Annotated in this window: 19 protein-coding genes; 11 read left to right on the forward strand and 8 right to left on the reverse strand. The window is 61.8% G+C overall.

Going from position 1 to position 22,385, the window contains the following annotated elements:
* Window positions 1-76: 76 nt before the first annotated feature.
* The 5 genes from M728_RS21370 to M728_RS21390 all read right to left on the reverse strand — a co-directional run bounded on the left by M728_RS21370 (window position 77) and on the right by M728_RS21390 (window position 5,506).
* A complete protein-coding gene (locus tag M728_RS21370; protein WP_026619747.1) occupies window positions 77-922 on the reverse strand; it encodes a glycosyltransferase family 2 protein in 846 nt (281 codons plus the stop codon).
* Between the two features lie 60 nt (window positions 923-982).
* A complete protein-coding gene (locus M728_RS21375; RefSeq protein ID WP_026619746.1) occupies window positions 983-1,966 on the reverse strand; it encodes a glycosyltransferase family 2 protein in 984 nt (327 codons plus the stop codon).
* A 285-nt stretch (window positions 1,967-2,251) separates the two neighbouring features.
* Window positions 2,252-3,022 carry a Stf0 family sulfotransferase gene (locus tag M728_RS21380; protein ID WP_026619745.1) on the reverse strand — a complete coding sequence of 257 codons (771 nt, stop codon included), beginning with the start codon at window positions 3,020-3,022 and terminating at the stop codon, window positions 2,252-2,254.
* A 91-nt stretch (window positions 3,023-3,113) separates the two neighbouring features.
* Window positions 3,114-4,307 carry a CaiB/BaiF CoA-transferase family protein gene (locus M728_RS21385; protein WP_026619744.1) on the reverse strand — a complete coding sequence of 398 codons (1,194 nt, stop codon included), beginning with the start codon at window positions 4,305-4,307 and terminating at the stop codon, window positions 3,114-3,116.
* A gap of 11 nt (window positions 4,308-4,318) precedes the next feature.
* Entirely contained in the window at window positions 4,319-5,506 is a 1,188-nt protein-coding gene (locus M728_RS21390; RefSeq protein WP_026619743.1) for an acyl-CoA dehydrogenase, read from the reverse strand.
* Window positions 5,507-5,778: 272 nt separating this feature from the next.
* Between M728_RS21390 and M728_RS21395 the strand changes: the two genes are divergently transcribed.
* Entirely contained in the window at window positions 5,779-6,723 is a 945-nt protein-coding gene (locus tag M728_RS21395) for a LysR family transcriptional regulator (RefSeq protein ID WP_026619742.1), read from the forward strand.
* 79 nt (window positions 6,724-6,802) lie between these two features.
* Window positions 6,803-7,930 carry an FAD-binding oxidoreductase gene (locus tag M728_RS21400; RefSeq protein WP_026619741.1) on the forward strand — a complete coding sequence of 376 codons (1,128 nt, stop codon included), beginning with the start codon at window positions 6,803-6,805 and terminating at the stop codon, window positions 7,928-7,930.
* 44 nt (window positions 7,931-7,974) lie between these two features.
* On the opposite strand, the gene M728_RS21405 is transcribed toward M728_RS21400, so the two are convergent.
* Window positions 7,975-10,176, reverse strand: a complete 2,202-nt coding sequence (locus M728_RS21405; protein ID WP_026619740.1) for a PBP1A family penicillin-binding protein — start codon at window positions 10,174-10,176, stop codon at window positions 7,975-7,977.
* Between the two features lie 418 nt (window positions 10,177-10,594).
* Entirely contained in the window at window positions 10,595-12,631 is a 2,037-nt protein-coding gene (locus M728_RS21410; RefSeq protein WP_026619739.1) for an NADH:flavin oxidoreductase, read from the reverse strand.
* A gap of 146 nt (window positions 12,632-12,777) precedes the next feature.
* On the opposite strand from M728_RS21410, the gene M728_RS21415 reads away from it, so the two are divergent.
* From M728_RS21415 to phnN, 8 genes are all read left to right on the forward strand, one after another.
* Window positions 12,778-13,404 carry a TetR/AcrR family transcriptional regulator gene (locus M728_RS21415; protein WP_026619738.1) on the forward strand — a complete coding sequence of 209 codons (627 nt, stop codon included), beginning with the start codon at window positions 12,778-12,780 and terminating at the stop codon, window positions 13,402-13,404.
* 152 nt (window positions 13,405-13,556) lie between these two features.
* Window positions 13,557-14,396 carry a phosphonate ABC transporter ATP-binding protein gene (gene phnC, locus M728_RS21420; RefSeq protein ID WP_026619737.1) on the forward strand — a complete coding sequence of 280 codons (840 nt, stop codon included), beginning with the start codon at window positions 13,557-13,559 and terminating at the stop codon, window positions 14,394-14,396.
* Window positions 14,397-14,481: 85 nt separating this feature from the next.
* Window positions 14,482-15,387 (forward strand): phosphonate ABC transporter substrate-binding protein, encoded by a 906-nt coding sequence (gene phnD / locus M728_RS21425; protein ID WP_026619736.1) that lies wholly within the window; start codon window positions 14,482-14,484, stop codon window positions 15,385-15,387.
* A gap of 103 nt (window positions 15,388-15,490) precedes the next feature.
* On the forward strand, window positions 15,491-16,453 hold the full coding sequence (gene phnE / locus M728_RS21430; protein ID WP_026619735.1) for a phosphonate ABC transporter, permease protein PhnE: 963 nt from the start codon (window positions 15,491-15,493) through the stop codon (window positions 16,451-16,453).
* 8 nt (window positions 16,454-16,461) lie between these two features.
* Complete coding sequence (gene phnE, locus M728_RS21435) at window positions 16,462-17,982, forward strand: phosphonate ABC transporter, permease protein PhnE (RefSeq protein WP_026619734.1); 1,521 nt, start codon at window positions 16,462-16,464, stop codon at window positions 17,980-17,982.
* A 115-nt stretch (window positions 17,983-18,097) separates the two neighbouring features.
* Entirely contained in the window at window positions 18,098-18,805 is a 708-nt protein-coding gene (locus M728_RS21440; RefSeq protein ID WP_026619733.1) for a DUF1045 domain-containing protein, read from the forward strand.
* Window positions 18,806-18,807: 2 nt separating this feature from the next.
* Window positions 18,808-19,947, forward strand: coding sequence for an alpha-D-ribose 1-methylphosphonate 5-triphosphate diphosphatase (locus M728_RS21445; RefSeq protein ID WP_026619732.1), 1,140 nt, complete (start codon window positions 18,808-18,810; stop codon window positions 19,945-19,947).
* The gene (gene phnN, locus M728_RS21450) at window positions 19,944-20,531 is read left to right on the forward strand and encodes a phosphonate metabolism protein/1,5-bisphosphokinase (PRPP-forming) PhnN (protein WP_026619731.1); all 588 of its coding nucleotides are present in this window, start codon (window positions 19,944-19,946) and stop codon (window positions 20,529-20,531) included. The genes M728_RS21445 and phnN overlap by 4 nt, the downstream gene beginning before the upstream one ends.
* 163 nt (window positions 20,532-20,694) lie before the next feature.
* On the opposite strand, the gene M728_RS21455 is transcribed toward phnN, so the two are convergent.
* A complete protein-coding gene (locus M728_RS21455) occupies window positions 20,695-21,066 on the reverse strand; it encodes a helix-turn-helix transcriptional regulator (protein ID WP_026619730.1) in 372 nt (123 codons plus the stop codon).
* An 86-nt stretch (window positions 21,067-21,152) separates the two neighbouring features.
* Between M728_RS21455 and M728_RS21460 the strand changes: the two genes are divergently transcribed.
* A complete protein-coding gene (locus M728_RS21460) occupies window positions 21,153-22,337 on the forward strand; it encodes an MFS transporter (protein WP_026619729.1) in 1,185 nt (394 codons plus the stop codon).
* The last annotated feature ends 48 nt before the right edge of the window (window positions 22,338-22,385 follow it).

Below are 22,385 nucleotides of genomic sequence, written 5' to 3' on the forward strand. Positions count from 1 at the left end.
TTTAAGTCCCCTTTTGGGCTGCTTCATTTTAGTTTTGGCGCATCAGCTTAGCCTAAAGAGCGCAGCGCTCCCGAGGCTAAAGTCTGCCGAGGATGTAGTAGCCAGTCTTGCGTCGGGCGTCGTTCCAGCACATGAGCCAGAACCGCCAGCGTGCATACCACGACATCGGCGGCAGCTTATGCCGCAGGCGATAACAGCCCATGGTGTAGATCCAGCGCTGCTGGAGCTTGTCACGCAGGGTTTTGGCGCCGTAGATCTTCTCGGAACCAGATCCGACGAAGAAATGGTAGGCGGGCCCCTCGACATAGGTGGCAAGGTCGCGAATCACGAACTCGGCGATCGTGTAGGATGCGGCGCACCATGCGCGTCCCAGTTCCGGCCAGCGCCTCAGAAGGATTTCCGTCGCGCCGTCGGAACGGAAAACGCCATAGAGCCACTCGGCGGGAAACGTCAGGTTCCGCGGTAGCTGCCCGATCGCTATCTTCTTCGCAAAATCAAAGATATTGCTGTTCGGTATCATGAGCCGGACACGGTCCCCGTCGATCCGCTCCGTCGCGCCGGCCGCGAGCAGTTTCGAGGGCTGTGCCTCGAGCGCAGCAAGAAGCTTCGAGAGGTAGTCCGGCGAGGACAGGTCGTCGCACGCGCGCAGGCAGAAATACTCTCCTCGTTCGCTCGCGAGCGTGATCGCATTTGCGAAATTGTCGAGTGCGTTCAAATGCCTGCTGTTCTCGACAATCTCGAACCTCGGATCCTTCCGACAGAAGGCCCGGGCCACTTCGAGAGTGTTGTCGGTCGATTTGTTCTCGACGATGATTGCCCGAAAATCCTTAAAGTCCTGATCCGCAATGCATTGCAGGCTCTGCTCGAGCGTCCGTGCGCCGTTGTAGACTGGAAAGGCCACGACCAGTTTGCTTTTCCTCATTGCTGCCTGTCTCCCGGTCGCATGTTGGCGTCTCTCGCTCGATTGCACCGCATGCCGCGACTAACGGGCCTCGGATGCGAAAGCAATGGGTGCGATGAAGCCCAGTTGCAGCAACTGTCGCGACCCTGAAAATCGGATGGAATGCTCGTTGGTAAAATCGAATTCGCCGGTTTCCTGGAGATTTTCGAGCATCTTGCGATAGGCTGCAGCCCCGTCGAAATACTGCCCGTCGGCGACCGCGAGTTCGATCTTCTCCTTGTAATCCGAGAAGAACTTGAAGTGCAGCAATGCTCCGGAAACGGGGAGAAAATTGCGCTCACAAGGCAGTGGCTGGTGGATGCTCACGCTCAGACTGCAGTCCTTGTCCCAAAAGATCACCGGATATTTAATGAGTTCCAGTACCTGCGCGAACTTGCGCTTCCGCGGCCCGCCCGTAATGCTTATCGCGCGTTTCGTGTATGTAATTTCGTATCCGGAACCGTCGAAGTGATCGGCAAGTTCCCACGGCATGCGCTGGTCATTGCTGCCCAAAATGGCCGAGCCAAGCGGTCCGATTGGATACATGTCGAGCATCGGAGCGGCCAGTCGCTTTTCGCCCTTGCTCTCGATAGCCCGAATAAGGTCGCTGAGCGGCCGATATTCGCAGTCCTGATAGATCAGAAACTCGTCCGAATCGACGTTGAGATACCACCGCTCGGTACCATAACGCTCGAACAGCGCTTCGCGCCACTCGCGGCCCCGGCGAGCATCGCGATATCGCAGTGGCGAAGTCCACACATCGACGTCCGGTTGCTCGAGGAGATACTCGCGCGTGCCGTCAGCCGATACGTCGTCGACGCAAATGAAGCGGGTTACACCAAGTTTCCTGTAATGCGCCAGGAAGGACGGCAGGAGCTTTCGGTCGTTGCGCGTGTTGAACACGAGCGGGAGATCTTCCCGGCCGAGCGTCCGTGCGCCGCCTTCGGTGAGGCATGACATTTCAATCGCGCGGCTCCGTTTGCGAATGCGCGCCTGCAATTTATGGGTCTCGTATCGGGTCAGCAGTCGATCGAGAAAGCTTCTGCGGATCCGCCTGCTCTCAATTTCCGAAAGACGAAAAGGGTAGTGCAGGTCTTTCAAAATCCGCTCCAATCGGCCACCGCGACAGTGCGTTTATCGGCATCATCCCGAGAATTCAACTCCGGAAAACGGCGCTCCGGACATCGTTTGTCCCGCTGCATGCCTGCCGCCATTCTAGACGGATCGACCTAAAATCATGAACGTGATCGATTCTAATAAGTTAGCGCGGGATGCGGGCGGAAAACCGCGCACACTTTTCCTCAGCCCGCGCTAGAAAGCGAACGGATATCGCGGCTGGAGGCTTCGGGTGGCGAGCTTGAAAAAGTTCTTGATCTTTCCCGGTATATGTTCGCGACGATCATAGGCCTCGAGCAGGTCCGCCGATCTGCGGTCCTCGTTGAAACGGGCGATCCATCTTTCTGTCAATTCATCACGCTGGACGGCCAAGGAGGTTTGCGGTTCCGCGGGCAGGGATACCTGCAGATGTTCTGCTATGTGCCTGACGAAGGATGACGGGTCTGGAACGATATCCTCATAGACGAATTCGGTGAACGTCACTCCGGTGAGTTCCAAATAACTCTGCCAGAAAATGTAGCTGTCGCGAATGTAGAAGAAACATCGCGCAATTTCTTCGAAGTCGTAGGCCGGCTCTATCTTGCATTCGATATGGGCGGCAAAACTGCGTGTTTGTCTTGCCCGTGCGTAGGAGACCGCTTGCCTCAGCGTATCGCTGCGTCGCAGGAAGACGATCGCGACGTCATGCACGGAAAGACAATGCTGGATAAAGTCCATTCCGTAGATTTCACGCGTCTGGAAGAGGTGGTTCGGAAATATCTTCAAGCCGAAGTTTCCGTTTGGAGTGGAGCTCTTTTTGATGATTTCTGCGAAGAATGCGTCCCATGACATGGCGCTGGTATCGAGGCGGTGAATCTTGGGGGACAGCCATTCACTCGACTGTCCCATGTTCCCCGAATGATTGATAAGCGAACCCAACCAGTTCGAACCGCTTCTCGCTTCTGTCAGAAGTAAATAGCCGCGCATAGATTCTCCGCTCGATCTGCCCCTGCCCAGCCGAACGGTTCGTTAGATTTGAATGTAGGCCTTTTTTAGCACAACGTGATAGACCGGGCGCCTACCTCTGCTCCTTGGTCGCGGAAGCCGTCATGCCAATTTCCTCTAGCACTTCGGCGCTGTGTTCGCCGAGGCGGGGCACGCCGCGTTCGAGCGCCAGGGAAGCTCCGGAGAATCGGATCGGTGTCCTCACGCCGGGCGATGTGCCGTTTGCTGCGCCCGTATGGGGTGTATCCACCCGCATCTGCCGATGCATCATCTGCGGATCGGCGAAGACGTCGCCGACGGTGTTGATCGGCCCGCCCGGCACGCCGGCCGCCTCGAGTTTCGCGAGCAGCGCATCCCGCTCGAACTTGACGGTTTCCGCGGCGAGTTCTGGGGTCAAGTTGTCGCGGTACTGAACGCGGCCGGCATTTGTCCGGTAGCGCTCGTCGGCGGCAAGGTCGGGCCGTCCGAGGACGTCACAGAATTTGACGAACTGCCGGTCATTGCCGACGGCGACGATCAGGTGACCGTCGGAAGTCGGAAACACCTGGTAGGGTGCGATATTCGGATGGGCATTGCCGAGCCGTCGCGGCGCCTTGCCCGAGACGAGGAAGTTCAGCGCCTGGTTAGCGAGCACGCCGGTCATGCAATCGAAGAGCGCCATGTCGATCTGCTGTCCCCCACCGGTGCGTTCCCGCTGCGCCAACGCGGCCTGCACGGCGATCACGCCATAGAGCCCGGTGAAGATATCGGCAAAGGCGACGCCAATCTTCTGTGGCTCGCGATCCGGCTCACCCGTCAGGTCCATGATCCCGCTCATGCCCTGGATGATGTAATCGTAGCCTGGGCGGTGGGCATAGGGCCCGTCCTGACCAAAGCCGGTCACCGAACAATAGATGAGCCGCGGATTGATCTTCTTCAGGCTCTCGTAGTCGAGCCCGTATTTGGCGAGACCGCCGACCTTGAAATTTTCGAGCAGCACGTCGGATTGCGCCGCAAGCCGCCGCACGGCCTCCTGCCCCTCCGCCGTCGTGAAGTCGAGAACGACCGAGCGTTTGCCGCGATTGCAGGCGTGAAAATAGGCGGCATCGAGCTTCTCGCCGGCCTCGCCTTCCACGAAGGGCGGCCCCCAGCTGCGGGTGTCGTCGCCGGCCGCGCTCTCGACCTTGATGACGTCGGCGCCGAGATCGGCGAGCGTCTGGCCGATCCAGGGACCGGCGAGAATGCGTGCGAGTTCGAGGACGCGGATACCCTTGAGCGGAGCTTCCATGACTGTGCCGCTCAGAAGAAGGCCTGCAGCCCGGTCTGGGCGCGGCCGAGGATCAGTGCATGGACGTCATGCGTGCCCTCATAGGTGTTGACGGTTTCCAGGTTCAGCATATGGCGCATGACCTGGTACTCTTCCGAAATGCCGTTGCCGCCGTGCATGTCGCGAGCCATGCGGGCGATGTCGAGTGCTTTGCCGCAATTGTTGCGCTTGACGATCGAGATCATCTCCGGCGCCATGCGACCGTCGTCCATCAGCCGCCCGACACGCAGCGAACCCTGCAGCCCGAGCGCGATCTCGGTCTGCATGTCGGCGAGCTTCTTCTGAAAGAGCTGGGTCTGGGCGAGCGGGCGATTGAACTGCTTGCGGTCGAGGCCGTATTGGCGGGCCGCATGCCAACAGAATTCCGCCGCGCCGAGCGCGCCCCAGGAGATCCCGTAGCGCGCACGGTTGAGGCAGCCGAAGGGTCCCTTCAGCCCCTCGACGTTCGGCAATAGGGCCCCTTCGCCGACCTCGACATTGTCGAGAACGATCTCGCCGGTGATCGAGGCACGGAGCGAAAGCTTGCCGGCGATCTTCGGCGCTGTAAGCCCTTTCATGCCCTTTTCCAACACGAAGCCGCGGATTGCATTGTCATGCGCCTCCGACTTCGCCCAGACGACGAAGACATCGGCAAGTGGCGCGTTGGAGATCCACATCTTCGAGCCGATCAGCCGGTAGCCGGACTCAGTCTTTATCGCTCGCGTCTTCATGCCGGCCGGATCGGAGCCGGCATCCGGTTCGGTAAGCCCGAAGCAGCCGATCCACTCGCCGCTGATAAGCTTCGGCAGATATTTCTGCTTCTGCTCCTCGGAGCCGTAGGCGAAGATGGGATAGATCACGAGCGAGGATTGCACGCTCATCATCGAGCGATAGCCGGAATCGACGCGCTCGATCTCGCGAGCAACGAGGCCATAGGCGACGTAGGAGGCACCGACGCCACCATAGGAGTCGGGTACGGTGACGCCGAGGAGGCCGAGATCGCCCATCTCACGGAAAATCGCCGGATCGGTCTTCTCCTCCCGATAGGCTTCGATCACGCGCGGCTGCAATTTTTCCTGGGCGTAGGCGCGCGCCGTGTCGCGGATCATCCGCTCGTCTTCGCTCAACTGATCTTCGAGCACAAACGGATCATCCCATTGAAACTGCGTCCTTGCCGACATGTCTCTCTCCCGTCGCGCTGTTTGCGTTACGTGTTATGGCAAGCGAGGTCCATGGTTTCAAACGAATTTGAGGCACTGGCTCATGCGCTTGCGGAATGGAGCTTGTGTCGGCAGCCGTTCTGCGGATTATTCGCGGAGCATGCTCACGCGGGATGAGGAAAGTGTGCGGTTTTCCGCCCGCATTCGCGCCAACTTATTAGAAATCGATCACGTTCGTGATTTTAGACCAATCCGACCTAATATCATCGTGATCCAGCGCCACCTCCGACGCCATGACCAACAATCGCCTCGAACGCTTCGCCCATAACCTCGATTGGAACCTGCTGCGCACCTTCGTGGTGGTCGTGGAAGAAGGCAGCATCACGGCGGCCGCCAATCGGCTGCTCCTGCAGCAGCCGGCCGTCAGCATGGCGCTGAAGCGGCTCGAGCAGACCATCGGACAGAAATTGATCGATCGCCGGCCGGGACGCTTCGACCTCACCGAAGCGGGCGAGAAGCTGCACGGCCGATGCCGCGACATCTTCGCGGCGGTGATCCGCCTGCCGCACGTGCTCGAGACCGCGGGCGAGGAAGTCACGGGCCATCTCAATATTCACACGGTGAGTCATGCCCACAATCCCGCCTGGGACAGAAAGCTCGATAGCTTCTTTCGCATGCATCCGAAGGTCACGATCTCCGTCACCGTCGCAACGACCGTCGACGTGCTTAGCGCCGTCGAACGCAACATCGCGACGATGGGGCTCTGCGACGGCATCATACCGGAAGGCTTGAACAAGAGTTTTCACATCCGCGAGCGCTATGCGCTCTATTGCGGCCGCGGCCATCCGCTTTTCGGCGTGCAGGGAGTCGATTTCAATGATCTGCGCGGCGATCCCTTCATCGCCTTCATCGCCGACGTGCTCGGCGGCCAGCACATGAACTCCGTGACGGCGGTGCGCGCGATAGGCTCCTTCGGCCAGCAGGTCAGAGGCGTCTCCTGCAATGTCGAGGAAGTGATGCGGCTGATCGCCGCCAATGTCGGCATCGGCATGCTGCCCGATCATCTCGCCCTTCCAGCGGTCAAGGCGGGTGAACTCTGGCAATTGCCGCCCTATCGCGACTTGCCGACGACCGACGTCTTCCGCATCTCCAATCCGAATTCGATCCTCAATCCGGCGGAAGAGGCCTTTCTCGCGCATGTCGCCGACACTGAACCGCTGGATCATCATCAGGATTGATAACGACATTAACCGCTATAAATTTGAACGCCATTGTCGCTCTTTCTATGGTCCGCTCAAAAGCACCGGAGCGGACCATATGCGCAACTACGACGTGGCGATCATAGGCGGCGGTATCGCCGGATTGTCGCTTGCCTATTTCCTCAGTCCGCACCGTTCCGTCGCCATTCTCGAGCGGGAAGACGCGCTCGGCTACCACAGCACCGGGCGTTCGGCCGCCGAGTTCGTGCTGAGATACAATGCCCCGGAAGTCTGCAAGCTCGCTGCGATCTCGAAGGTCTTCTTCGATCGGCCGCCGGAAGGCTTCACGGAGGTCCCGCTCCTGAAACGGCGCGGCGGCGTGATGATCGCCAATGCGGAGAAGGTCGAGCGATTTGAAAAGGTCCTCGCAGAGCAACGCCAGTTCACGTCGGAAATCGAGCGGCTGACGATCGAGGAGGCGCTTGCCCGTGTGCCGATCCTGAAAGCCGATTACGTCGCGGCCGCCTTCCACGATCCCAATTTCTGGGACATCGAAGTCGAGAACTTGCTCCAGGGTTACGCCAAGGGCGCACGGCGCAACGGTTGCGACATCCTTGAGCGTCATGAACTCCTTGATGCACGACACGACGGCGCTGCCTGGGTCGTCCAAACGGCTGCGGGCGAGATCCGGGCAAGGATCGTCGTAGATGCCGCCGGCGCCTGGGCCGATCCGGTCGCCACCCTCTTCGGCCTGCGGCCCCTCGGCATCGTGCCGCATCGTCGCACCGCCATTACGGTCGATCTGCCCGAGGGCGTCGACACGGCGATCATGCCGGAAATCAACGAGATAGACGAGGACTTTTACATGAAGCCGGAGGGCGGACGACTGCTCGCGTCGCCCGCCGATGAGACACCGTGTGAGCCTTCAGATGTGCAACCGGAGGAGATCGACATCGCCTGGGCGGCACACTACGTCGAGGAAGCCACGACGATTGAGGTAAGAAGAGTTGTCAAAGGCTGGGCGGGCCTGCGCAGCTTCACCGCCGACCGGTTGCCCGTCGTCGGCTTCGCTCCCGGCCGTCCGGATTTCTTCTGGCTTGTCGGCCAGGGCGGCTACGGCATCCTCACCTCGCCGGCGCTCGGAGCACTTGCCGCAAGCTTGCTTGCGGAGACTGTGCCGCCGGAAACTTTCCGGAGCGAAGGCCTCGATTTCAAGCTTTTCGATCCGGGTCGCTTTCCGAAATAGCGGCGGCAGGCGGCAACACCACCCAAACCCACTTCTCGCCAAGCCTATTTCTCGCAAAGTCTGCGCGGGCCGTCATAGGGCTGGAACGTGCAATCGTCGGGCCGGAACGAGCGATAGGCGCGTGCGCAGGCTCGAAAGTTGCAAGCGGGTGCCGAGCCCGCCACTCTGGCGTCGCTTTCTTCCGCACCGGCGGCCAATGCGGCGGTCATGAAGTTCCGCCAAATCTGCGCCGGCAGCTTTCCGCCTGTCACATCCTTCATTGGGGTCTCATCGTCATTGCCGACCCAGACACCGACGACCAGCGGTTCGGTGAAGCCGATGAACCACGCGTCGCGGTGATTTTGGCTCGTGCCGGTCTTGCCGGCGGCAAGTGTTCCGATATCGGCCTCCCGCCCCGTTCCGCGCTCGACGACGAGCCTCAACAGGCCGACAAGGTCCGGCCGGTATTGACTGATGTCTGTGGTGGGCTGTTCCGAAGGGCCGACGCGGAAGGCTTGCGGCTGGGCTTCGGCTTGCAGGGACACGATGCCCCATGGTTCGATCGGGGCCTTCCCCGCCCGCACCGAAGCGTAAGCTCCGGTAAGATCAAGCAGGTTGACCTCCGACGAACCGAGAGCGAGGCTCGGCGTTTCGGAGAGCGGGGCGTCGATCCCGAGTTCCCGGGCCGATGCGATGACCTTGTCGATCCCAACCTCCATCGCCAACGCGACCGTCGCAGCGTTCAGTGACCGCGCGAACGCCTCCGCGATGCTGACAGGGCCGCTGTAGCCGCCACCGAAATTTTCCGGGGACCAGCCGTTGATGTCGAGCGGCGCGTCCTCGACGGGGTCGAAGGGCGTCAGGCCCGCCTTCAACGCTGCATAATAGACGAACAGTTTGAACGCGGAGCCGGGCTGACGCATCGCGGAAACGGCGCGGTTGAAGGTGCTCTTTGAATAGTCGCGACCGCCGACCATGGCGACCACGGCGCCTTCCGGCGTCATCGCCACCAGGGCCGCCTGCGACGCCCCGGTTCTTTTGCCGTTCTGCCGAAGCGCCTCGGCGACGACCTTTTCGGCGATCGCTTGCAGTCGCGGCACCATGGTCGTCCTGATCCTGATGGTGCCGCGATAGGGGCCCGCCAGTTCGCGGGCGTCCTGCATGACCCAGTCGGCGAACCAGCTACCCGACCGGGTCGCGGGTTTGGATGGCTGGAGTTTGAGGAATTCCGCGCTCGCTGCTTTGGCTTGGTCGGGCGTGATCCTGCCGCTCTCGACCATGGCATCGATGACCAGTTCCGCTTGCTGGCGCGCGCCCTCGGGATTGCTCAACGGATTGAGCTGCGAAGGGGCGCGGATGATCCCCGCGAGCATTGCCGACTCGCCGATATTGAGGTCGCCAACGTTCTTGTCGAAAAAGATGCGCGCAGCAGCCGGCACGCCGGTAGCACCCGCTCCGAGGTAGATGTTGTTCAAATAGCGGGTAAGGATCTCGTCCTTGCCGAGCTTGCTTTCGAGCCAGAACGCGATCACCGCTTCCTGGATCTTCCGCTTCCAGGTACGCTCGCGCTCGAGGTAGAGGATCTTGATCAATTGCTGCGTGATCGTGCTGCCGCCCTGCACGACTTCGCCCGCCCCGACATTCCTGTAGATTGCGCGGGCAATACCTTTCAAGTCGATGCCGAAGTGCTCGTAGAAGCGCCGGTCCTCCCTTGCGAGCACCGCGTCGATCAGGTGTGGCGGAAAGTCCTCTCGCTTCGCATAGGGGCCCTGGATCGGCCCCTGGCTGACCAGCGGTTTGCCGTCGGCCGTTTCGAGCACCACCACCGGCTTCAGCGAGGCATCCGCGATTTCGTCCCATGGCACATCGCTCAGCGCCCAAGCAGACACGGCCACCAGGAGGACAAGAGATGCTGCGATCGAGACCGCTGCGCCTCGCAGCAGAATTGCTCGTTCGGGGAGCCGGCTCTTTGGGGCGGAGCGATTTTCTGCTGCGCGCGGCACCCTCGCCCGCGGCTTCTTCCCTCTTCGCTCCAGTACGCCGACGGCAAATGCGCCGAGCTTTCGCGTCGCCTCACCCATCGCCACAGGCACTTCCTCCCGAAGTGCCCGGCCAAGTCTTCCCAACGCGCGGCGCAATATGGCAAGTGCCTTCAAGGTTTTGGCGAATGCGGTTCGCTGCGAATTGCCGTGCCGGTAACGGCCGCGCTCGCGGGTACGCCCGTGGCTCACCCCCTCACTATCCGACGCAGCATCGTTTTCCGCCATCCAAGCTCTCGATCAGTAACTGCCGTCAGAGCGCATGCCAAGAAGATGCGCTTCCATCCTGCAACAGTGAGCGGGAAGCAACACGCATGCCGATCGCGCCGACCAGTTGCAAGGTGAATAGGTGCGCAATGGCCCAGGTGGATCAGTACTCACAACAATAAGCTTAAGCCCCCTCGCCCGTCCTTGCACGTGATCTCTTCTTTCCCGTGCATAATGAATTTGCGGGCGAGTGATTGCCAGAAAGATGTCCAAAACATGATCGTGGACCACCCGACTGCGACAGCCAGTTGACATGCTCGTGAAGGCGTGACCGCGACGGAGTGCCGGTTCTATTCTTGGCGCTCCGCGCCGTTCGTGGCAGCGACGCACAAGATCCACGGCATCAACTGCCAGCGGATCCATCTGGCTCGCCTCGCGGTCAGATGTCCTTGAGAAGGCGAAGCGCGTCGTAGATCGCCGCATGCGTGTTGCGCGCCGCGACCGCATCGCCGATGCGGAAGAGCTGGAATCTGCCGTCAGGGTTGCGAACGATTGATTGTGGCTCGTCGGCGATCAGTTGGTCGTGCGATATCTCGCCGAGATTGGTCGAAGCCGCTTTCAGTTCGAAATACAGCTCGTCGAGCGGAATGGTTCCGTGGTTTATGACCACCTGGTCCACTATGCGCTGCTTGGCAACGCCGCCATAGTCGCTGCCGACATGGGCGATCAGTTGGTTGCCGTGTCGCTCAACCGCATCGAGCCTGAAGGTGACCGTGAAGGTTGCGTCCAGTTTCTGCAGCGAGCGCATGTAGGGGACGAGATTCATCGCCATGACCTCCGGTGCGAAGGACCGGTCAGGCGTCATGATTTCGACCTTGGCTCCGGCATTGGCGAGAAACTCGGCCGCCTGGAGACCGGCGTGATCGCCGGCGTCATCGAAGATCAGAACGTTAGTGCCCGGCTTGACGTCGCCGGAGATGATGTCCCAGGCGGAAACGACGAGTTCGTTGCCCCTCGACAAGACATCAGTGTGTGGCAGTCCGCCCGTGGCGATGATGACGACGTCCGGATTTTCCGCCTGAACGGTCTCGGCTTCAGCCCATGTATTGAAATTAAAGGTGACGCCAAGCTTCTCGCACTGGCTCATGCGCCAGTCGATGATGCTGATCATCTCCCGGCGGCGCGGGCTCTGCGCAGTGAGGCGGACCTGTCCGCCCGGATCGCTCGCCGCTTCGAAGACAACGACTTCATGACCACGCTCGCCCGCCACACGGGCCGCTTCGAGGCCGGCGGGACCGGCCCCGACGATCACCACCTTCCTGCGCCGGTCAGCCTTCGCAATCGTGTGCGGCATCGTCAGCTCACGTCCCGTCGCGGCGTTGTGGATACAGTAGGCGGCGCCACCCTGATAAATGCGGTCAAGACAGTAGTTCGCGCCGACGCAGGGGCGAATGTCCTCTTCACGCCTTTCGATGATCTTCCGAACGATATGCGGGTCCGTCATGTGGGCGCGGGTCATCCCCACCATATCGACCTTGCCGGCGGAAATCGCGTGGCGGGCCGTCGCGACGTCCGGGATCTTCGCGGCGTGGAAGGTCGGAAAATTGGTGGCGGCACGAATTTCGCCGGCGAAATCGAGGTGCGGGGAATTTGCCATGCCCTGGATCGGGATCACATCCGTCAGCCCGGCGTCGGTGTCGATATGGCCCCTGATCACGTTCAGGAAGTCGACGAGCCCACTTTCCTTGAGGCGCTTCGAAATCTCGAAGCCGTCTTCTTTCACCGTACCGCCGGGCAGACACTCGTCGGCGGTGTATCGTATGCCGACGAGGAAATCGGAGCCAACCCGCGCGCGGATCGCTTTCAGGACATCGAGACAGAACCGCATGCGGTTGTCCAACGAGCCGCCATAAGGGGAGTCGAGTTCGTTCGTGAGCGGAGAGATGAACTGGTCGATGAGATGTCCGTAGGCTTCCAGCTCGATCCCGTCCATGCCGCCCGCCTTCATGCGCTCGGCCGCGTCTGCAAAGTCCTTGATGATCCTCTCGATATCCCAATCTTCCAGCTTCTTGGGAAAGGCGCGGTGCGCCGCCTCCCTATGGTGCGACGGAGCCACGACCGGAAGCCAGTCGCCCTTGTCCCAGCGTGTCCTACGGCCGAGATGGGTGAGCTGGATCATGATTGCCGCACCCTGTTCGTGCACGGCGTCCGTCAGATCCCTTATCCACGGCACCACCTCGTCCTTGTAGACGAGCAGATTGTTGAACACCGGAGGGCTATCCTTCGAGACGGCAGCGGAGCCTGCCGTCATGGTCATGGCAACGCCGCCCCTCGCCCTTTCAACGTGATAGGCACGATAACGCTCCTTCGGCATGCCGTCTTCCGGATAGGCGGGCTCGTGGGCGGTCACGATGATGCGGTTGCGCAGCGTCAGGTGCTTGAGCTGATAGGGTTGAAGGAGGGGATCGTTCGACATCTGCCAGGCTCCGATCTTAGATATGCTCCGGGAGCGTAATTGAAAATGTACATAAGTGTCAATTTCACGATCACATACGTCATGTTTGGCGACATCGATGTACAGTTTTTCTTGCGTGACCCCTCACGGTTTGCTAGGAAACGACCATGGAGCAGACCATGAATGACAGCGGTTGGCGCGGTTCCCCGGATGTTTGGTTGGGGGCGGCCTACGAGTCCCTGCTCGAGGCCGGCGTCGATGCGGTGAAGATCCAGCCGCTTGCGAAGAAACTCAATTTATCACGGACGAGCTTCTATTGGTTTTTCAAGGACCGCGAGGAACTGCTCAACGCGCTGGTCTCGCGCTGGCGCGAGAAGAACACGGGCAATCTCGTCAAACGGGCTGAGGCCTATGCCGAGACGGTTGCCGAGGCGATGCTGAACGTCTTTGACTGCTGGTTGGACAGCAGGCTTTTCGACTCGCAATTCGAGTTCGCGGTGAGGAGCTGGGCCCTCCAGTCACCCGAAATTCTGGCGGAGGTCCAGAGCGCCGATCAGCAGCGCCTCGATGCCCTGTCGCGCATGTTCCTGCGCTTTGGGCACGACGACACACACGCCGACGTTCGGGCACGCACGATCTATCTGGTGCAGATCGGATACATTTCCATGCAGACGAAGGAAGACATCGCCGTCCGCATGAAACGCATCCCGGAATACGTGGAAATTTTTACCGGACAGGTGCCGGAGCAGCGGGAGCTCGATCGCTTCTTCGCGCGGCACGGCTATTCCGGATAGCGGGTGAACGGCGCGCCTGCGTGCCGCCCCGGCGCTGTGCGCCTGTGGACTGTAACAGAAGCTACAAAAAACTGACATTTCGCCTTCACGAGGCACGGATATGGCAGGGGTCATGCCGATGACCGGTCTCCCCGAGAGAGGAACTGCCACCAATGTTTCAGTTGAAGAACGTAACCCGCCAGTTCGGCAAGAAGACCGCCGTGAGCTCGGTTACCTTCGACATCTCTCAAGGGCAGATGGTCGGCATCATCGGCCGCTCCGGCGCCGGCAAGTCGACGCTCCTGCGCATGATAAACCGCCTCGTTGACCTCTCCTCGGGCTCGATCGAGTTCGGCGGCGTCGAGGTCTCTTCGCTAAGGGGTGTCGCGCTACGCAGCTGGCAGCGCGACTGCGCGATGATCTTCCAGCAGTTCAACCTGGTGCCGCGCCTTGACGTCCTCACCAACGTCTTGCTCGGGCGGCTGAACCACCGTTCGACGATATCGAGCATTCTCAACATGTTCAGTCGCGAAGAGCGGATCATGGCGATCGGCGCGCTCGAGCGGCTCGGCATCGAGCAGTCGGCCCTGCAGCCGGCTGGCACGCTTTCCGGCGGCCAGCAGCAGCGCGTCGCGATCGCCCGTGCGCTGATGCAGCAGCCGAAGGTATTGCTTGCGGACGAGCCGATCGCATCGCTCGACCCACTCAACGCCAAGATCGTCATGGATGCGCTGCGCGACATCAACGAGCGCGACGGCATCACCGTCATCACCAATCTGCACACGCTCGACACCGCCCGGAATTATTGCGAGCGCATCATCGGCATGGCGCACGGCCGCGTCGTCTTCGACGGGCAGCCGAAGGACCTGACCGCCGCGGCCGTCGCCGAGATTTACGGAGCCGACACGCCGATCGAGGAAGCGATGACCTCGACAAGCATAAACATTCCCGCGGCAGTGCCGCAGGAAACCGCATCGGCCGGCTTGAAGCCGCTGGCACTGGCCGGCCTTTAAGGCCCGCCGCGATCGAATGCCCGCGTCAAGGGCATCTTTAACCGCAATCCATCCGGAACAACCGGAAAAAGGGAGAACGAACCTCATGCTGAAGAAAGCTCTTCTGGGCGCCGTCGCGCTCATCGCCCTCGTCGGTCAGGCCCAGGCCGAAGACCTCAAGGAATTCCGCATCGGCATCATGGGCGGCGAGAACGAAGCCGACCGCCTGCGCAACTATCAGTGCCTGGTGGACAAGCTCCCGGCCGCCATCGGCGTCGAAAAGGTCTCGCTGTTCCCGGCCGCTGACTACGACGGCGTGATCCAGGGCCTCCTCGGCGGCACGCTCGACTATGCCGAACTCGGCGCCTCCGGCTATGCCAAGATCTATCTCGCCAAGGCCGATGCCGTCGAGCCGATCCTGACGACGGTCCAGACAGATGGCGCGACCGGCTACCACTCGATCATGGTCGCCCGTAAGGAGTCCGGCATCACCAAGCTCGAGGATCTCAAGGGCAAGAAGCTCGGCTTTGCCGATCCGGACTCCACTTCCGGCTACCTCGTTCCCCTCGTGACGCTGCCGGAATCGATCGGCGCGCCGGTCAAGGAATATTTCGGTGAGACCGGCTTCGGCGGCGGCCACGAGAACCTCGTCCTCGAAGTGCTGAAGGGCACCTTCGATGCCGGTACGACCTTCGGCTCGGGCGTCGGCGAGTTCAAGGACGGCTACACCTCCGGCAACCTCCGCAAGATGGTCGACAAGGGCATCCTCGACATGAACGACCTCGTCGAACTCTGGAAGTCGCCGCTGATCCCGAACGGCCCGATCGTCGTTCGCACCTCGATGAATGACGACATGAAAGCGAAGTTCAAGCAGTTCATGATGGATCTGCCGAAGACGGATGCGGCCTGCTTCTCGGCCATCCAGGGCGGCGAGTTCAGCGGCTACACCGAGGTCAACAGCGACTTCTACAAGCCGATCATCGACGCCCGCAAGGCGACGATCGGCGGCTGATCGCCTCCATGCCTAGCTGCGCCGGCTGCAGTTCGCAGCCGGCGCCTGTCTGTTAGGCGCCTCCGGCGTCCATCTCCAGAGGCCGGCTTCCGCCGGGAACCCCATGGCCACTTCCGTGCTGTCGCGGCACCTAAGCGAGAGCGGCGCTCTCATCGAGAGTCATTGGCGCGAGCTCAATAGTCGCCGGCGTTTTTACACCTGGCTTGGGCTTGCCCTTTTGGCATTGGCGCTCTTCGCCTCGCTCCGCTTTGCCAACGACACGAATGCCGGCAAATTTATCGATCGTCTGCCGCATCTCTTCGATTTCGCCGGAGATCTGATGCCGCGCGATGCGATGGAAGTGATCCGCGCAATGTTCGATCTGCCATCGCCCTATGACGACGGCAGTTTCAAATACAATTACCCGGACGGACGGCTCTACCTTACCGACAGCCTCTACGTCCCGGAATATGTGCACAAGATTCTGGAAACGGTGAATATCGCGATCTTCTCAACCGTGATCGGCGCCTTCTTCGGCTTCATTTTGTGTTTCCTTGCGGCGCGCAATCTCATGCCTAATCCCTGGATCAGGGGGGCCGTGCGCCGGCTGATGGAAATCCTGCGCGCCTTTCCGGAAGTCGTCATCGCCGGTTTCTTCCTGGCGATCCTTTCGCTTGGGCCCATTCCCGCGATCGCTGCTGTTTCGATCCACACGATCGGCGCGCTCGGCAAACTTTTCTTCGAGGTGGTCGAAAACGCCGATATGAAGCCGGAAGAGGGTTTGCGGGCCGTCGGTGCGAACTGGATCGAGCGCGTCTGGTTCGGCATCGTTCCGCAGGTACTGCCGAATTTCACGAGCTATTTCCTGCTGCGGCTCGAAATCAACGTGCGCGCCTCGACGATCATCGGCGCCGTCGGCGGCGGCGGCATCGGCGAACTCCTGCGGCTGTCGATCGGACAGAACCATCAAGCGAAGACGCTGGCGATCGTCGTCTTGCTCTTTGCGACGATCTGCGCCGTGGATCAATTTTCCGCCTGGCTTCGTCGCCGCCTCGTCGGCGATCAGGCTTTCCAGCTCGCCCAGTAGGACACGTCATGATTGCCTCGACCAAGCTCAGCGCGCTCGAAATGGAAGCCATCGCGGCGCGCCACCCCCATCTCCTGCAGTCGTCCACCAAGACACGGCGCAGGATTTTCCAGGTGGGCCTCGGCATCGCCGTCTACATGGTCTTCTGCTGGTGGTTCTTCTCGATCGGCAACGTGCTTGCCAATGCCAATTGGGGCATAGCCGGCACCTATCTCGCCGACTGGGTGTCCTACGAGGTCCGCCCGGAGATCGAGATTGCGCCCGACGGGGCAATGAGCATCTCCTACCAACGCAATTCGCCCCTCGGAAAGAGCCCGAATCCGGAATGGGTGGCCCTGGAAAAGCAGACGGTGACGCGTACTGTCGAGACGCCGGCAGCCGCGGCGCCGGCGCCCAAGCCGAAGGCGAGTTCCTCCTTCAACTTCATGGCGCCAAACGCGGCGCTCGGCGGAGCCCAGGGGACCGCGACTGAGCAGAAGACGGCGGCTACTCGCACGGAGGAGGTCGTAACGCGCGCAGTCGTGACCTACAACCGCTCGACGCGGATCGAAGTTGCCGACAGGCTAGTGAAGGTTACCCATGCGGGCGAGGCGCTGACGATGAAGGTCGACGGCACCAAGACGGTGACGCCCGAGGGTCCCCTGCCCCGCTGGGCGACGCAGAAGCGGCCTGGCGAGAAGATCACGCTCTCCTTCGGCGCGACCGGTTGGGCCGAAGTCGAAGGCGACGGCGTTTCGATCCGCAACCGCTTCTTCGGCTGGGCGAACTTCCTCTTCGACACCAACTCGCCGTTTTTCGGCAAGTCCTACGCCGACGTGGCGTCGTTGACGCTCTGGGGAGACCGCCTCGATCCGACGCGCTCGAACCTGTCGCTCGCCTGGGACAACATCCTCTACAATGCGGAGTGGCAGCATCTCGACGTCTGGACGAAGCTCCTGCAGACGGTCGTCATGGCCTTCGTCGGTACGCTCTTTGCGTCCTTCGTCGCCTTTCCGCTCTGCTTCCTGGCGGCGCGCAACATCACGCCGAACCGCATCACCAATCAGATCGTCAAGCGCTTCTTCGACTTCCAGCGGTCGGTGGACATGTTCATCTGGGCGCTCTTCTTCACCCGCGCCTTCGGGCCCGGGCCGCTCGCCGGCATCTCCGCGATTTTCTTCACCGACACGGGCACGCTAGGCAAGCTCTACTCCGAAGCGCTGGAGAACATCGATGACAAGCAGCGCGAAGGCGTGAAATCCGTCGGCGCCGCGCCGATCGCCGTGCAGCGCTTCGGCGTCCTGCCGCAGGTTCTGCCCGTCTTTGCCAGCCAGGCGCTTTATTTCTGGGAATCGAATACGCGCTCGGCAACGATCATCGGCGCCGTCGGTGCCGGCGGCATCGGACTCAAGCTCTGGGAAGCGATGCGCACGAACTCGGATTGGGAAAACGTCGCCTATATGGTGCTTTTGATCTTGATGGTTGTCTTCGTTTTCGACAGCATCTCGAATATGTGCCGTTCGCGCCTGATGGGGCGAAAGGCGCATTGATCCGATTTGCGCGGCCGCCATCATGATGTTGTCACGTGAATCGGATAGCTGCGCATCTCACCCGCGAATGGCGGCCCCAAAACGGGGCCTGCCGATGAAGAAAGTGAACGACCCCGTGCGCTACGCAATCTATTTCGCGCCGCCGGCCGATGACCGGCTGTCGCAGACCGCGGCCCGTTGGCTCGGGCGGGACGCCTTCAATAGCGGCGCCCTGGCATGGACGGAAAGCCCTGCGCTCGACGGCGAGCAGCAGATGGCGCTGACAGCCGAGCCGCGCCGCTACGGCTTCCACGGAACGTTGAAGGCGCCGTTCGAGCTTGCGGCCGGGCGAAGCGAGGCCGAGCTGATCGCAGCTTTCGACGAATTCGCGGCGGAGATCGAGCCTTTCGAAGTGCCGGAGATCACGCTGACGGAGATCGGGCCCTTCTTCGCGCTCGTGCCGACCCGGCATTATGCGCCCTTGCAGAACCTGGCGGAGCAAGCGGTTCGCCGCTTCGAGCCCTTTCGGGCGCCACTCTCGGAGGCCGATATCGCGCGCCGCAACCCCGAAAAGCTCACCCAGCGTCAGCAGGAATACCTTACGGCATGGGGCTACCCTTATGTGTTCGAAGAGTTCCAGTTCCATCTGACCCTTACCGGACCCGTGCCGGATGACATGCGCGCCGTCATGCAGGAGACGCTCGAAGCCGCTTTTGACGAATTCATCGGCAAGCCGCTCGCCATCTCGACGCTCGCGCTTTTCGTCGAACCGCATCGTGTCGCGCCCTTCACCGTTCATTCCCTGCTGCCGATCGGCGGCGCAACCACGCGAAAGATTGCATGAATATGAGCAGCGAAAAGGTTTTGACCAACGCCCGTATCGTTCTCGAAGACGGTATCGTCGACGGTTCGGTGCTGATCCGCGACGGCAGGATCGCCGACATTTCGGAAGGTATCAGCCGCGGCGGCGAGGATTTCGAAGGCGACTACCTGCTGCCCGGCCTGGTCGAGCTGCACACAGACCACCTCGAAGCACACTACTCGCCGCGGCCCGGCGTTCGCTGGCTGAAGATCGCCGCCATCCAGGCCCATGACGCCCAGGTCGTCACCTCCGGCATCACCACCGTCTTCGACTGTCTGCGTCTGGGCTCGGACGAGGATGGCGGCTTCCAGAAGGGCGAAATGCGCAGCATGGCCGACGCCCTCGCCCGGGCCAAGGAAGAAGGACGCCTGCGCGCCGATCACCTCATCCATCTGCGTTGCGAGGTATCGACCGCCGATGTGCTGGAACACTATGAAGATTTTCGTGACGACCCGCAGGTTCGTCTCGTCTCGCTGATGGATCATGCCCCCGGCCAGCGGCAGTTCCAGACGATGGATCAGTACACGCTCTACTACAAGACGAAGCGCGGCCTGTCGGACGAAGCCTTCGCCGCTTTCATCGAGCGCCAGCAGGCGCTGTCGGCGCGCTATGCGACGCCGCATCGCACGGCCCTTGCTGAGGCCTGCGCCGAGCGCGGCATCACCATCGCCAGCCACGATGACGCGACAATCGAACACGTGGAGGAATCGATCGGCTACGGCATCCGCCTTGCGGAATTCCCGACGAGCTTCGAGGCGGCGGAAGCCTCGCATCGCGCCGGCTTGAGCGTGCTGATGGGCGCGCCGAACGTCGTACGCGGCAAGTCGCACTCCGGCAACATCGCCGCGCGGGATCTCGCCGAGCGTGGCGTGCTCGATGTGCTTTCTTCGGATTATGTCCCCTTCAGCCTTATCCACGCGCCCTTCGTGCTCGCCGACGAGGTCGAGGCGATCGATCTTCCCAAGGCGATCGCCATGGTCACGGCAACGCCGGCGCGCACCGTCGGGCTCGACGATCGCGGCCGGATCGCCGCCGGCCTTCGTGCCGATATCGCACGCGTCCATCGACTCGAGGGCATTCCGGTCGTCCGCTCGGTCTGGCGCGAAGGCAGGCGTGTCGCATGACGGCGGCCGAACAGGAACGCGGAACGCTCATCGTCGTTGTCGGGCCGAGCGGCGCCGGCAAGGACAGCGTCATGGGCTTTGCCGCCCGCCATTTCGCCCACCGGCCAGATATCCTCCTTGTCCGGCGAGTGATCACGCGTCCGTCGGACGCAGGCGGCGAGGTGCATGAGAGCGTGTCGGCCGCGGAGTTCGAGGAAATGCGCCAAAACGGCGCCTTTGCCGTTTCGTGGCAGGCCCATGGCTTGAGCTACGGCATTCCGGTGGAGATCGCCGAGAAGGTCGCAAGCGGCATGACAGCGATTGTCAACGGCAGCCGCGCCGCCCTCCCCGCCATCCGCGCGGCCTTCGGCACGATCGCCGTCGCCGTCATCACCGCCGACCCGCCAGTGCTGGCGAAGCGCCTCGCCGAACGGGGGCGCGAGAACGAGGAGGACGTGCTCCGACGCCTGACGCGGCAGGCGCCGGACATTGTTGCAGGCCCCGACGTGACGGTGATCGACAATAGCGGCCGGCTCGACATTGCCGGTCGGCGCTTCGTCACCCTTGTCGAGCAGCACTCCGTGAAGAGCCACCACCCCGCCTGACGGGCGGAGCGGCACTTCTCCCGGCAAGCCGGGACCGAACAATGCGGGCTCTCGTTCCGTTTGCTGGCCGAAGGAACCGCTCGTAAGCTGCTCGCATGGATCCGCGTCACGGCATCGTCGCGACAGGAGACCGAGTGAAGGAAGAGCGAACGCTCGAAACGAGCTATTGCGGCTCCCCTTGTACCGACGCCTCCTCCGCCGCTTCCTCGATCTTCTTCACCATGGGCAGGTCCGCCGCCGAAGCGATGATGGAATCGAGGAGGCCGGGAAAGCGGGTGTCGAGGTCGTCGCGCCGCAGCGTAATCAGCCGGCTGGTGCCGGAGACCTCGGTGCGCGTGATGCCCGCCTCGCGCAGCTTGGCCAAGTGATAGCTGATATTGGTCTTGGAACCGAAATCCGTAAACTTCAGGCACATCGTCGGCCGCCCCTCGCGGCGGGCAAGATAGCCCACGATCGCCAGCCGCGTCGGATCTCCGAGGGCGGCGAGAACATTGGACAGGGTGATCTGGTCGGTGGCGGGATGCGGTAGGGTCATGGGTTCAAAGATTGCTGCCTCGGCATATTGACATGACGAGCCATCAAGTTCAATAGTTCAATATCTTTTGAACAAAGGGCCTCCCCATGGACAAGCGCCTTATTTGGCTCGCCGTCGGCTCCTTCACCATGAGCACGGTCGGCTTTGTCTTTTCGAGCCTTCTGCCGTCGATCGCGGCGGACGCGCATACGACCATTCCGCAAGCGGGGCACCTGATCACTGTGTTCTCGCTTTCTTACGCCATCGGCGCACCGCTGCTTTCGGCATTGGCTGGCGCGGCGGACAGGCGTCGGGTGCTTGTCGCTGCGATGCTGGCCTTCGTGGTCGGCAACTGCATAGCGGCGACGAGCGTGTCCTTCATTACGCTGATGGCTGCCCAGATCGTGATGGGGATGGCGAGCGGATTGTTTGCTGCCACTGCGCAAGCGACAGCGGTTTCGCTGGCCGGGTCGGAGCACCGTGCGCTGGCGATCTCGATTGTGGTGGGCGGCACCACATTCGCCGTGGCGCTGGGCGCACCTCTCGGAGCGCTGATCGCCGCTCTCTGGGGTTGGCGCGGCACGTTCGCGGCGGTGGCTCTGCTCGGAGTCACCTGCGCCGCCGTGCTCTGGCTGCGTCTGCCGCAGGGTCTGAGCGGAACGAAGCTGACACTTTCCGAGCGCTTCGGCGCCATCGGCCGTCCGGGCGTGGCCTCGTCGCTGATGGTGACATTTCTCTATCTCACTGGCGCCTTCGTCATAATCTCCTATCTCGCGCCGCTGGCGATCGATGGCGCCGGGCTTTCGCAAATGGCGCTGCCCGGTCTGCTGCTCGCCTTTGGCGTGGGCGCGGTGATCGGCAATCTGTCCAGCGGCTATTTGGCCGACCGGATCGGCGCTACGCGCATGGTGGCGCTGTCGCTGATGTCGGCGCTCGTGGTATCGCTGACGATCGGCTTTGGCCTGTACCTCCTCCCGCGTGACCTTGCCGGCTTGCTGCTGATCGGCATCATGGTTCCATGGGGCATAATAGGTTGGGCTTTCCCGCCGGCGCAGGCGAGCCGCATCGTCGGCTTCGCGCCCGAGATCGCGCATCTGACCCTGTCGCTCAACGCTTCGGCGATCTATCTCGGCATCGCCACCGGCACAGCAATCGGCGGACGAGTACTGGAGAATGCGGCGGCAGCCGACCTCGGCTTCATCGCGGCGCTGTTTCCAGTGGCGTCTCTCGCTGTGCTCTATGCAGGCCTGCGCTCCTATCGTCGGCGCTTGGCCACTGTGGCGGCGGAATAGATTTGAACTTTCATACTCGCCGCACAAATCGGCGAGCGGCTGCGATTG

The sequence above is a fragment of the Ensifer sp. WSM1721 genome, from assembly GCF_000513895.2.
Taxonomy (GTDB): domain Bacteria; phylum Pseudomonadota; class Alphaproteobacteria; order Rhizobiales; family Rhizobiaceae; genus Sinorhizobium.

Excerpts from the sequence above, each read along its gene's own strand:
- phnC (WP_026619737.1), top strand. The coding sequence starts at position 13,557 with ATGTTTCAGTTGAAGAACGTAACCCGCCAGTTCGGCAAGAAGACCGCC.
- M728_RS21460 (WP_026619729.1), top strand. The coding sequence starts at position 21,153 with ATGGACAAGCGCCTTATTTGGCTCGCCGTCGGCTCCTTCACCATGAGC.
- phnE (WP_026619734.1), top strand. The coding sequence starts at position 16,462 with ATGATTGCCTCGACCAAGCTCAGCGCGCTCGAAATGGAAGCCATCGCG.
- M728_RS21385 (WP_026619744.1), bottom strand. The coding sequence starts at position 4,307 with ATGGAAGCTCCGCTCAAGGGTATCCGCGTCCTCGAACTCGCACGCATT.
- M728_RS21415 (WP_026619738.1), top strand. The coding sequence starts at position 12,778 with ATGGAGCAGACCATGAATGACAGCGGTTGGCGCGGTTCCCCGGATGTT.
- M728_RS21455 (WP_026619730.1), bottom strand. The coding sequence starts at position 21,066 with ATGACCCTACCGCATCCCGCCACCGACCAGATCACCCTGTCCAATGTT.
- M728_RS21405 (WP_026619740.1), bottom strand. The coding sequence starts at position 10,176 with ATGGCGGAAAACGATGCTGCGTCGGATAGTGAGGGGGTGAGCCACGGG.
- phnN (WP_026619731.1), top strand. The coding sequence starts at position 19,944 with ATGACGGCGGCCGAACAGGAACGCGGAACGCTCATCGTCGTTGTCGGG.
- M728_RS21395 (WP_026619742.1), top strand. The coding sequence starts at position 5,779 with ATGACCAACAATCGCCTCGAACGCTTCGCCCATAACCTCGATTGGAAC.
- M728_RS21410 (WP_026619739.1), bottom strand. The coding sequence starts at position 12,631 with ATGTCGAACGATCCCCTCCTTCAACCCTATCAGCTCAAGCACCTGACG.
- M728_RS21390 (WP_026619743.1), bottom strand. The coding sequence starts at position 5,506 with ATGTCGGCAAGGACGCAGTTTCAATGGGATGATCCGTTTGTGCTCGAA.
- M728_RS21380 (WP_026619745.1), bottom strand. The coding sequence starts at position 3,022 with ATGCGCGGCTATTTACTTCTGACAGAAGCGAGAAGCGGTTCGAACTGG.
- M728_RS21400 (WP_026619741.1), top strand. The coding sequence starts at position 6,803 with ATGCGCAACTACGACGTGGCGATCATAGGCGGCGGTATCGCCGGATTG.
- phnE (WP_026619735.1), top strand. The coding sequence starts at position 15,491 with ATGGCCACTTCCGTGCTGTCGCGGCACCTAAGCGAGAGCGGCGCTCTC.
- M728_RS21370 (WP_026619747.1), bottom strand. The coding sequence starts at position 922 with ATGAGGAAAAGCAAACTGGTCGTGGCCTTTCCAGTCTACAACGGCGCA.
- M728_RS21445 (WP_026619732.1), top strand. The coding sequence starts at position 18,808 with ATGAGCAGCGAAAAGGTTTTGACCAACGCCCGTATCGTTCTCGAAGAC.
- phnD (WP_026619736.1), top strand. The coding sequence starts at position 14,482 with ATGCTGAAGAAAGCTCTTCTGGGCGCCGTCGCGCTCATCGCCCTCGTC.